The 10228-nt window shown below is 61.3% G+C and carries 9 protein-coding genes; 5 read left to right on the top strand and 4 right to left on the bottom strand.

Annotation, left to right across the window (positions count from 1 at the left end; translation table 11 throughout):
* On the bottom strand, positions 1–599 hold a 599-nt coding region (locus tag NCR98_RS11230; RefSeq protein ID WP_250526227.1), incomplete at its 3' end, for a hypothetical protein.
* Between NCR98_RS11230 and NCR98_RS11225 the strand changes: the two genes are divergently transcribed.
* From NCR98_RS11225 to NCR98_RS11210, 4 genes are all read left to right on the top strand, one after another.
* The gene (locus NCR98_RS11225; protein ID WP_250526226.1) at positions 598–1704 is read left to right on the top strand and encodes a YadA family autotransporter adhesin; all 1107 of its coding nucleotides are present in this window, start codon (positions 598–600) and stop codon (positions 1702–1704) included. The genes NCR98_RS11230 and NCR98_RS11225 overlap by 2 nt on opposite strands.
* Positions 1705–1814: 110 nt before the next feature.
* Positions 1815–2126: a hypothetical protein gene (locus NCR98_RS11220; RefSeq protein WP_250526225.1), complete on the top strand. Its 312-nt coding sequence runs from the start codon at positions 1815–1817 to the stop codon at positions 2124–2126.
* Positions 2127–2390: 264 nt separating this feature from the next.
* Positions 2391–3755 carry a GntP family permease gene (locus tag NCR98_RS11215; RefSeq protein ID WP_250465615.1) on the top strand — a complete coding sequence of 455 codons (1365 nt, stop codon included), beginning with the start codon at positions 2391–2393 and terminating at the stop codon, positions 3753–3755.
* 10 nt (positions 3756–3765) lie between these two features.
* On the top strand, positions 3766–4260 hold the full coding sequence (locus NCR98_RS11210) for a gluconokinase (RefSeq protein ID WP_244826208.1): 495 nt from the start codon (positions 3766–3768) through the stop codon (positions 4258–4260).
* Between the two features lie 107 nt (positions 4261–4367).
* Here the strand turns inward: NCR98_RS11210 and purB are convergent, their stop codons facing one another.
* From purB to NCR98_RS11195, 3 genes are all read right to left on the bottom strand, one after another.
* A complete protein-coding gene (purB, locus tag NCR98_RS11205) occupies positions 4368–5756 on the bottom strand; it encodes an adenylosuccinate lyase (protein WP_250526224.1) in 1389 nt (462 codons plus the stop codon).
* A 95-nt stretch (positions 5757–5851) separates the two neighbouring features.
* Positions 5852–6559: an N-acetylmuramate alpha-1-phosphate uridylyltransferase MurU gene (gene murU, locus NCR98_RS11200; protein WP_250526223.1), complete on the bottom strand. Its 708-nt coding sequence runs from the start codon at positions 6557–6559 to the stop codon at positions 5852–5854.
* Between the two features lie 6 nt (positions 6560–6565).
* A complete protein-coding gene (locus NCR98_RS11195; protein WP_250465610.1) occupies positions 6566–7591 on the bottom strand; it encodes an aminoglycoside phosphotransferase family protein in 1026 nt (341 codons plus the stop codon).
* A gap of 246 nt (positions 7592–7837) precedes the next feature.
* Here NCR98_RS11195 and NCR98_RS11190 point away from each other — a divergent pair, with 246 nt between their 5' ends.
* Complete coding sequence (locus NCR98_RS11190; RefSeq protein ID WP_244826204.1) at positions 7838–10228, top strand: LPS-assembly protein LptD; 2391 nt, start codon at positions 7838–7840, stop codon at positions 10226–10228.

The following is a 10228-nucleotide window of genomic DNA, read 5'->3' as shown; positions in this document are numbered from 1 at the left end:
GTCAGCTCGCTGTCCACGGGAGTGAGTTCGCTGTCCACGGGCATCAGCTCGCTGTCCACAGGTATCAGCTCGCTGTCGACGTCGTCTTCGACGGCGATCAGTTCGCTCTCGACCGGTGTTAGCTCGCTGTCCACAGGCATCAGCTCGATGTCCACGTCGTCTTCGACGGCGGTCAGCTCGCTGTCCACGGGTGTTGATTCGCTCTCAACAGGCGTCAGCTCGTTGTCCACGTCGTCTTCGACGGCGATGAGTTCGTTGTCCACGGGTATCGACTCCATTTCGACGTCTTCGTCAACGGCCATCACCTCGCTGTCGACCGGTGTTGACTCGCTCTCGACGGGTGTCAATTCGCTGTCGACGTCGTCTTCAACGACGATCAATTCGATGTCCACGGGCGTGGATTCCTTGTCGACGGGCATGTCCTCGCTCTCGACAGGTGTGTCCTCGCTCTCGACGGGCTTCAGTTCGCTCTCCACGTCGATCTCGACGACCGTCAACTCGATGTCGACCACTGTGAACTCACTGTCGACGGGCATCGACTCGATGTCGACGACCGTGAGCACTGCGATGACCGACGTCACGAGCATCTCGACGGCCATGAGCACTGCCGCGAACGGGGGTGGCATCAAGTACTTCCATGCCAACTCCGTTCTGATCGACTCGTCGGCAACGGGCAAGAACTCGATCGCAATCGGCGGCAACGCCGTGGCGACGGCCGACAACGCGGTGGCTTTGGCTACCAACGCTGTCGCCGACCAGGCGAACACAGTGTCGTTCGGCAACAGCACGGACAAGCTGCGTATTACCAACATCGCGAACGGTATTGCTGACAGTGACGTTGCAACGGTTGGTCAGTTGAAGGATTCTGGCCTCTACGGCAATCAAACCGCGAAGACGGCCGCAACGTTCGACACGGATGCCAACGGCAACACCGACTACAGCAACATCACGCTGAGCGGCGCCCAAGGCACGCAGATCCATGGCGTTCAAGCAGGTGTCGCTCCGACCGACTTGGCCAATAAGGCGCAGCTCGACGCGCTGGCCAGTTCCATCCAGAACGTCACCGCGAGTGCGAATCCGCTCTTTGCGGCTGATGGCGACCGCACGACCGAAGCGGCCGTGGCTAGCGGTCCGCACGCTGTAGCAAGCGGCGCTAACGCACAAGCCACGGGCATGAACACCACCGCAATGGGCACGAATGCCCTTGCGAGCGGGAACTACGCAACGGCGATCGGCGCAGGCAGCCAGGCTACGGCGGACAACTCCGTTGCCTTGGGTGCAAGTTCCGTGGCGGATCGTGCTCAGACGGTGTCGGTTGGTGCGGTGGGAAGTGAGCGTCAGATCACCAACGTCGCGGCTGGTACGCAAGACACGGATATGGTCAACGTGAACCAGTTGAACGACGCGGTCGCGCAATCCAACAGCTACACGGACGGTGCGGTTGCCGGGATGCAAAGCCAGGTCACCAACATCGGTCGCACCGCCTACTCGGGTATTGCAGCGGCTACGGCTCTGGCCATGGTCCCGCACATCGATCAGGACAAGGATATGTCCGTCGGTGTAGGCGGCGCCGCGTATCAGGGTTATGCGGCGGCTGCCGTCGCGATGAACCTGCGCGTCACGCAGAACCTCGTGTTGCAGGCGGGTGCGGGTACGAGCCGCAATGGCACCGTGTACAGCGCCAACGCTTCGTACCGGTGGTAAAGCAAACTTCCTGACGTGACAGTCAGGAAGCAAAGCCTGGGCATTCGCGTAGTCGCGCGTTTGCCCAGGCGCTCGATTCAAGCAACCATCAATTACCCGGCAGTTGAAAGATGTTCAAGTATCTTATTTCCATCATCTCCGCAGCGGCAATGTTGTCTGCATGCACCACCGACACAGGCATGGCCTATACGGCTCGAAAGGTGAACATCGCAAATCAGGGCGAAGCCTATCGTGTCACATGCTCCGGTCTGTTCGAGTCGCAGAAGTCGTGCATGAGCGCGGCGACAAAGATTTGCCAGGATCGCCAAGTGGTTTTGGTGCAGGCAGTCGACGGTCTGCAAGGCAATCAAGGCCGCAACGATCCGCGCGAGATCACCTTCACCTGCGGTTCTGCCGCATCGACCGCGAATCCGGCGTCTTGATTCAAGCTGTTCGAATTAGCGCGAAGCAATAGGCACGAAAGAGCCGACTCTCAACGAGAGTCGGCTTTTTTCACATTCAAGCGACGGCGCGCGCATCCAAATTCAGCTTTATGTTGTCCTTCGACCGCTTTACGGACGACTTTCCCGCTTACCAGTAAAATCCCGATTCTTCGGCGCGGTGCACGCGCTTGCCTGTTGCTTCTTTGCAGCGACGGCAAACGCACGCATAGCGCCAAAAACCTCAACAAAATCAAAGGAGGCGTCATGCCGGCCGTCCACGGGAGCATGCTCCTGCTCTATGCGGTGATCGCGATCGCGGTTCTGATCCTGATGATCGCGCGTTTTAAGGTTTACCCGTTTCTCGTTCTGATCATCGTGTCCGTGCTGCTCGCGCTTGCGGTCGGCATGCCGATGGACAAGATCGTCAAGGCGTTCGAGACCGGCAACGGCAATACGCTCGGGCATATTGCCATCGTCGTGGGTCTCGGCACGATGCTCGGCAAAATGATGGCGGAATCCGGCGGCGCCGAGCGCGTCGCCAATACGCTGATCAATGTCTTCGGCGAAAAGAACATTCACTGGGCGATGATGGTCGTGGCGATCATCGTGGGCTTGCCGGTGTTCTTCGAGGTGGGTTTCGTGCTGCTGATTCCGATCGCGTTCAATGTCGCCAAACGCACGGGCAAGTCCTTGCTGCTGATCGGTCTGCCGATGGTCGCCGGCCTTTCGGTCGTGCACGGTCTGATTCCGCCGCACCCGGCCGCGTTGCTCGCGGTGCAGGCGTATCACGCCGATATCGGCAGGACGATTGCGTATGGTCTGATCGTCGGGATTCCGACCGCCATTGTCGCCGGGCCGCTTTTTGCGCTCATGATCCACAAGTACATCAAGCTGCCGGACGCCAATGCGCTGGCCGACCAGTTCATCAGCAAGCATGGCGATACGGAAAAAAAGCGCGATCTGCCGAGCTTCGGCATTACGCTCTTCACCATTCTGTTGCCGGTGATTCTCATGCTCGTCGGCAGTTGGGCTGACTTGGTCTTCACGCCGAAGACGCTGCCCAACGACCTGCTACGCTTCGTCGGTCAGTCCGACATGGCGCTTCTGATTGCCGTGCTGGTCAGTTTCTGGACTTTCGGTGCGGCGCGCGGCTTCAATCGCGATCAGATCCAGAAGTTCTGCGGCGAATGTCTTGCGCCGATCGCGGGCATCACGCTGATCGTGGGCGCGGGCGGCGGTTTCGGCAATATCCTGCGTGAGAGCGGCATTTCTCAGCAGATCGTCGCCACCGCTTCGCAAGCGAATCTCTCGCCCTTGCTGCTCGGCTGGTTCGTCGCCGCGCTGATTCGCCTGGCCACCGGCTCGGCGACTGTCGCCATGACGACCGCATGCGGTATCGTGGCGCCGATTGCAGCGGCGGCAGGCGGTCACGTCAGTCCCGAGTTGCTGGTACTTGCTACCGGCTCTGGCTCGCTGATCTTCTCGCACGTGAACGATGGCGGCTTCTGGCTGATCAAAGAGTATTTCGGGATGACGGTCGGACAGACGTTCAAGACCTGGTCGTTGCTCGAAACGCTGATTTCCCTGATGGGTTTAGGTTTGACCTTCGCGCTCGCGGCGGTCGTGTAAGGAGATTTTGATGATTCTCATCGCGATGGGCGTCTCGGGCGCCGGCAAAACCCGCATCGGCGAAATGCTGGCGGAACGCCTGCAGTGCCCGTTCACTGACGGCGACGCGTTCCACAGCGCCGCCAACAAGGAAAAGATGCACAAGGGCATCCCGCTGACGGACGACGACCGCTGGCCGTGGCTCAAGACGATCCGCGCGGCGATCGAAGAGAAAAAGCGCGCGGGCGAAACGGCGGTGTTCACGTGCTCGTCGTTGAAGCGCTCGTATCGCGACATCTTGCGCGATGGCGACAAGGACGTCGTTTTCGTCTATCTGCAAGGCACGTTCGACGTGTTGAAGGAGCGCCTGCAGACGCGTACAGGCCACTTCTTCGAGCCGTCGCTGTTGCAAAGCCAGCTCGATACGCTCGAGGAGCCGGGCGAAGACGAGGCGATCATCGAGAGTATTGAACTCACGCCTGAGCAGATCGTGGATAACGTGATCGAGAAGCTCAAGACGCGCTGAGTCAGGAGCGATAGGCATCAAAAAAGGCCCCGCGTGTTCAAGCGCGGGGCCTTCTTTTATGAAGCGAGCAAGTGCGGAAGGGCCGGCTCAAGCGGCCCGATCGAACGTCAAGCAATTCGCTTCGCCAGCTCGACCGCCTTGCCGATATACGAACCCGGCGTCATGTCGAGCAGCAACTGCTTCGCATTCGCGGGAATCGCGAGACCATTGATGAACGTCTGCAAGCCTTCGCGCGTGATGCCTTTGCCGCGCGTCAGTTCCTTCAGTTGCTCATACGGATTCTCGATGCCGAAACGGCGCATCACCGTTTGCACGGGCTCGGCGAGCACTTCCCAGCAATTGTCGAGATCTTCGTTCAGGCGCGCCGCGTTCACCTCGAGCTTGTCCAGACCGCGGATCAGCGCGTCGTAGGAGAGCAGCGAGTAGCCGAATGCCACGCCGATATTGCGCAGCACCGTCGAATCGGTGAGGTCGCGCTGCCAGCGCGAAATCGGCAGCTTGTCGGAAAGATGGCGCAGCGTCGCGTTCGCGAGGCCGAGATTGCCTTCCGAGTTTTCGAAGTCGATTGGGTTGACCTTGTGCGGCATCGTCGATGAACCAATCTCGCCCGCTTTCGTGCGCTGCTTGAAGTAGCCAAGCGAGATGTATCCCCACACGTCGCGATCGAGGTCGAGCAGAATCGTGTTCGCGCGCGCGACGGCATCGAACAGTTCGGCCATGTAGTCGTGCGGCTCGATCTGGATCGTGTACGGATTGAACGTGAGCTTCAAACGGTTTTCGACGACATCCTTCGAAAACGCTTCCCAGTCGAACTCCGGATACGCTGACAGATGCGCGTTGTAATTGCCGACCGCGCCGTTCATCTTGCCAAGCAGCGGCACCTCGACGATACGTTCGATGGCGCGCGACAGACGCGCCGCAACGTTGGCGATTTCCTTGCCGAGCGTCGTCGGGCTCGCCGGCTGGCCGTGCGTGCGCGAGAGCATTGGCTGTTCGGCGTGTGCGTGCGCGAGCTTCACCAGGCGCTCGTGCACCGAGCGCAGCGCGGGCACGATCACATGCTCGCGCGCGCCGGCGAGCATGAGCCCGTGCGACGTGTTGTTGATATCTTCCGACGTACACGCGAAGTGAATGAACTCGCTCGCGCGTTCCAGTTCCGGCTGACCCTTGACCGATTCCTTCAGCCAGTATTCGACTGCCTTCACATCATGATTCGTGACGCGCTCGATGTCCTTGATGCGCGCCGCGTCGTGCGCCGTGAAGCGCTCGGCCAAGCTCAGCAGAAATTGCTCGGATGCCTCGGAGAAGCGCGGCACTTCGGCGAAGCCCGCACGCGACAGCGCGATCAGCCAATGAATTTCGACCGTCACGCGGTGACGCATGAATGCGGCCTCGGAGAGCCATTCGCGCAGGGCTTCGGTCTTGGAGGCGTAGCGACCGTCGAGCGGCGAAAGCGCGGTGAGCGCGAAGAGGGTATCGGGACGGGTATCGGACATGATGGCTTGGCGTGTCAGCTTCTGCTTGCGGCTGGAAGGAAAAGACGGCAGAAGTGCGCATTTTACCATCGGATGCGTCCCAATCCCGGCGCGCCTCAGCCTTGGGCGCGCAATTCCCGGTCTAGCGCGTCGAGTTGCGCGGGCGTGCCGACGTTCTCCCAGCGGCCTACGTACAACTCGCCGGTGGCGCGTCTGCCCGCGATGGTCTCGCGGTAATACGGCGTCAGCGCGCGGCGCGTACCCGGAGTCAGGTCATGGAACATGCGCGTGTCGTAGAGACCGATGTTGCCGAACGTATGGCGCGGCGCGCCGTCGATGGCGAGCAGTCCGTCTTCGCGCAACGCAAAGTCGCCGTTTGGATGGAAGGGCGGATTGGGCACCATCACGAGATGCATGCCGGGCGTATCGCGCGATGCGAGCTTGTCGGCGCGTTCGCCGAGCGACGCATAGTCGAACTCGCAGAACACATCGCCGCTCACCGCGATAAAAACGCCGCGCCCGATCAGATGCAGCGCCTGCGCGATTCCACCCGCCGTTTCCAGCGCGTCGGTCTCGGCGGAATAGCGCAACTCGACGCCCCAGCGCGAACCGTCGCCGAGCGCGTCTTCGATCTGCTCGCCGAGCCACGCGTGATTGATGACGATGGTTTGGATGCCCGCCGCCGCGAGCCGCTCGATCTGCCAGACGATCAATGGCTTGCCGCCGACTTCAAGCAGCGGCTTCGGGCAGGAATCGGTGAGCGGGCGCATGCGTTCGCCGCGGCCGGCGGCGAAGATCATCGCCGTGTTGAGGGTTTGACTCATGGCCGCTCAGAACGTATAGCCGACTTCGATCGCGCGGCCTTCCCACTGATCGAGCAGACGCGCGAAGGGGAAGAGCGGCGCGTAGCGTTCGGCCACCTTGCGCGCGTAGCCGATGAAGCGCGGCAAGTCCGCCAGATAGTGCGACTTGCCATCGCGATAATGAATGCGCGCGAACAGCCCGAGCACCTTGATGTGCCGCTGCAGGCCCATCCACTCGACCTGACGATAGAACTCGCCGAAGTCCGCATCGACCGGAAGGCCGGCCTTTCGCGCGCGTTCCCAGTAGTACACGATGCAGTCGAGCTGAAACTCTTCGTCCCAGCTGATGAACGCGTCGCGCATGAGCGATGCGATGTCGTACGCAATCGGCCCGTACACCGCGTCCTGAAAATCCAGCACGCCGGGGTTCGGCTCCGCGACCATCAGATTGCGCGGCATGAAGTCGCGCAGCATGAAAGTGCGCGGTTGCGCGAGCGCGCTTTTGACGAGCAGATCGAAGGTCTTGTCGAGCGTCTTGCGCTCGGCTTGTGTGACCTCGCGGCCAAGGTGACGGCCGATGAACCACTCGGGCATCAACTCCATCTCGCGACGCAGGAACGCTTCGTCGAACGGCGGGAGCACGCCTTCGCGCGAAGTCTGCTGAAAGCGGATCAGCGCGTCGATGGCGTCGCGCATGAGCCCGCGCGCGTTCTTTTCATCGAGGACGGAGATGTAGGTGGTCGTGCCGAGATCGGTCACGAGCATGAAGCCGGCCTCGAAGTCGGCTTCGAGAATCTTCGGTACATGCACGTTGGCGGTTTCGAGCAAGCCTGCCACTTGCACGAACTCGCGGCATTTCTCGGGCGGCGGGGCATCGACGGCGATGAGCGTGCTGCCATGCTCCGATGCGCTCTCCAGCCGGAAGTAGCGGCGAAAGCTGGCGTCGGCCGACGCGGGCGCGAGCGTCGCGACATCGAGCCGGTAACGATCGGTGAGGGTTTGCAGCCACGAACGAAGTTGTTCGAAGCGGGAATCGGGGGGAATGTGCGTCATAAATTCGAGAGGCAAAACATCTTGCCATATAATACCCCACGACTTTTTTAAGCGATCCGTTTCAAGCCTGGCGCCAGGCCCGACGACTGTCCGCGTCACCGTTCGATCGAGTGTCGTCCCTGCCTGGCAACGGACCGTCCAGTTTCGACCTCGACGCATGTGCGGTCACAGCGCGGCCAAAAGCGCGGCCGCAGACTTGTCGGCATCGCGCTCAGGACGCGAACGGGATCGAACCGCCACCCATACATGCCGCCACGACAGTTTCCCGCATCGAAGATTCCAGGCGACGCTCAGCCACGCCGGCGGCGGCTCGTCGCCGCGCTTTTATCCGTTCCGGGCCTGATGCCCGCTTTCGCGCACGCTCAGCTTGCAGGACCCGCAGCCGAACCGCAGCCAATCGACGGTCCCGGCAGCCTGCGTCTCGCGCCCCAACTGGAAGAGCGCCCGCTGAAGAGCGGCCAGCAGCCAACGAGTTTTCTTCTCGGCGACAAGACCACTGGCACGTCCGACGAGGACATGGCGGCGAAAGGTTCGGCGGAAATCCGGCGCACGGTGACGGTCATAAAGGGCGATGCGCTCCATTACGACCAGGACACCGACATGGCCGATGCTTTCGGCAATGTTAGGCTCATCAACAACGGCGTGTCGTTCGTGGGTCCCGAAGCGCATTTGAAGGTGGAGGCGAACGAAGGGTTCATGACGAACCCGAAGTACCACTTCCTGCTGACGGGCGGCTCGGGCAGCGCGGAGCGCATCGATATCATCGATAACGAGCGGGCGCGTGTCGATCACGGCACCTACACGGCCTGCGCGTGCGAAACCAATCCGGCCTGGTACATCAAGGGCAGTTCGTTCGATTTCGATACCGGCGCCGAAGACGGCGTCGCGCATAACGGCGTGCTGTTCTTCCAGGGCGTGCCGGTATTCGCAAGCCCGTGGCTGTCGTTTCCGTTGACGGGCGACCGCCGCAGTGGCTTTCTGCCGCCGACTTTTTCGGTGAGTTCGAACACGGGCTTCGAACTGACGGCGCCGTACTATTTCAACATCGCGCCTAATCGCGATCTGACGGTGACGCCGCGCGTCATGACGCAGCGCGGTGTGCTGATGGAAGCGACGTACCGCTATCTGTCGCCTACTTACTCCGGCTCGTTCACTGGCGACTATTTGCCGAACGACCGCGAAACGCACACGAACCGCTATGCCATCTTCTGGAAGCATTTTCAGAACTTCGGCGGCGGCTTTGCGGGTTACGTCAATTACAACAAGGTTTCGGACAGTCAGTATCCGGAAGACCTGGGCAACGCGTCGAACCAGTTCCTGAACGGCACGCAGTTGCTCTACCAGCAGGAAGCGGGTCTGACCTACAGCAACGGACCGTGGTCCGTGCTTGCGCGCGAACAGCGCTGGCAGACGTTGCAGCCGTCGGTCCCGCCGTATGCGCGCGAACCGCAGTTGAACGTGCAGTACAGCAAGTTCAACGTCGGCGGTTTCGATTACGGCGCCGAAGCGGATTTCACGCGCTTCACGATCACCGAGGAAGGCGCGACCGACGGTCAGCGCATGTACTTCAACCCGTACGTGAGTTACGGGGTCAACGCGCCGGGCTACTTTGTCACGCCGAAGATTCAGTGGCACTTCGCCTCTTACGACCTGAGCCATATCGCGACCGGGCCGATTGCGGGCCAACCGCTGACGCCGGCAGGTCAGCCGAAGAACTTCACCGAATCGATCCCGACGCTCAGTTTCGACTCGGGTCTCGTGTTCGACCGCTCGGTGCGGCTTTTCGGCCAGGACTACATCCAGACGCTGGAACCGCGGCTTTACTACGTCTACACGCCGTATCACAACCAGAATTTCGCGCCGATCTTCGATACCGCCGAAGCCGACTTCGGTCTCGCCGAGATCTACACGCCGAACACGTTCGTCGGCAACGACCGGATCGCGGACGCTAACCGCATCACGGCGGGCCTCACGACGCGCTTCATCAACCCGGCGACGGGCGATGAACGTGCGCGTTTCGTCATCGCGCAGCAGTACTATTTCACGAGCCAGCGCGTCACGATCTCCGAGGATCAGCCGATCAACGAGGCCAAGCACTCGGACCTCATCGCGGGCGCGGCGATCAAGCTGGGAGCTGGTTTCGCCTCGGAAACCGCGTTCCAATATAATGTCGACAATAATCAGCTCGTGCGCTCGAGCATCGGCTTCGCGTTCAGCCCGGCCGACCGCAAGGTGATCAACGTCGGCTACCGCTACACGCGTTCCAACCAGACCACGCTCGTGAACGAGCCGATCAACCAGATCCTGGTGTCCGGCGAGTGGCCGCTCACGAATCGTCTCTATGCGGTCGCTCGTGTCAATTATGATCTTGCGAGTCATCGGCTCGTCGACGGCCTCGTGGGCTTCCAGTACGATGCCGACTGCTGGGCGCTTGGTTTCGGCGCGCAACGTTACGCCAATGGCGTCAACACCAGCGGTCAGCCCTCGTCCGGCACGCGCGTGCTCGCGCAGCTTACGTTCAAGGGCCTGTCGAACGTCGACAACGGCCTCGTCAGCGCGTTCCGCGCGAGCGTCCAGGGCTACCAGCCTCCGCCGCCAGCAGCGCCGCCGCTCGCCCGCTACAGCAACTACGAGTGA

Origin of the sequence: Caballeronia sp. GAWG2-1, from assembly GCF_023631405.1 — a bacterium.
In the GTDB taxonomy this organism is placed as follows: domain Bacteria; phylum Pseudomonadota; class Gammaproteobacteria; order Burkholderiales; family Burkholderiaceae; genus Caballeronia.
Note: the sequence above shows the minus strand (reverse complement) of the source record. Positions and strands in the feature narration are given on the sequence as shown.

Coding starts and splice junctions, on each gene's coding strand:
- NCR98_RS11225 (WP_250526226.1), top strand. CDS start 598: ATGAGCACTGCCGCGAACGGGGGTGGCATCAAGTACTTCCATGCCAAC.
- NCR98_RS11220 (WP_250526225.1), top strand. CDS start 1,815: ATGTTCAAGTATCTTATTTCCATCATCTCCGCAGCGGCAATGTTGTCT.
- NCR98_RS11215 (WP_250465615.1), top strand. CDS start 2,391: ATGCCGGCCGTCCACGGGAGCATGCTCCTGCTCTATGCGGTGATCGCG.
- NCR98_RS11210 (WP_244826208.1), top strand. CDS start 3,766: ATGATTCTCATCGCGATGGGCGTCTCGGGCGCCGGCAAAACCCGCATC.
- purB (WP_250526224.1), bottom strand. CDS start 5,756: ATGTCCGATACCCGTCCCGATACCCTCTTCGCGCTCACCGCGCTTTCG.
- murU (WP_250526223.1), bottom strand. CDS start 6,559: ATGAGTCAAACCCTCAACACGGCGATGATCTTCGCCGCCGGCCGCGGC.
- NCR98_RS11195 (WP_250465610.1), bottom strand. CDS start 7,591: ATGACGCACATTCCCCCCGATTCCCGCTTCGAACAACTTCGTTCGTGG.
- NCR98_RS11190 (WP_244826204.1), top strand. CDS start 7,838: ATGCCGCCACGACAGTTTCCCGCATCGAAGATTCCAGGCGACGCTCAG.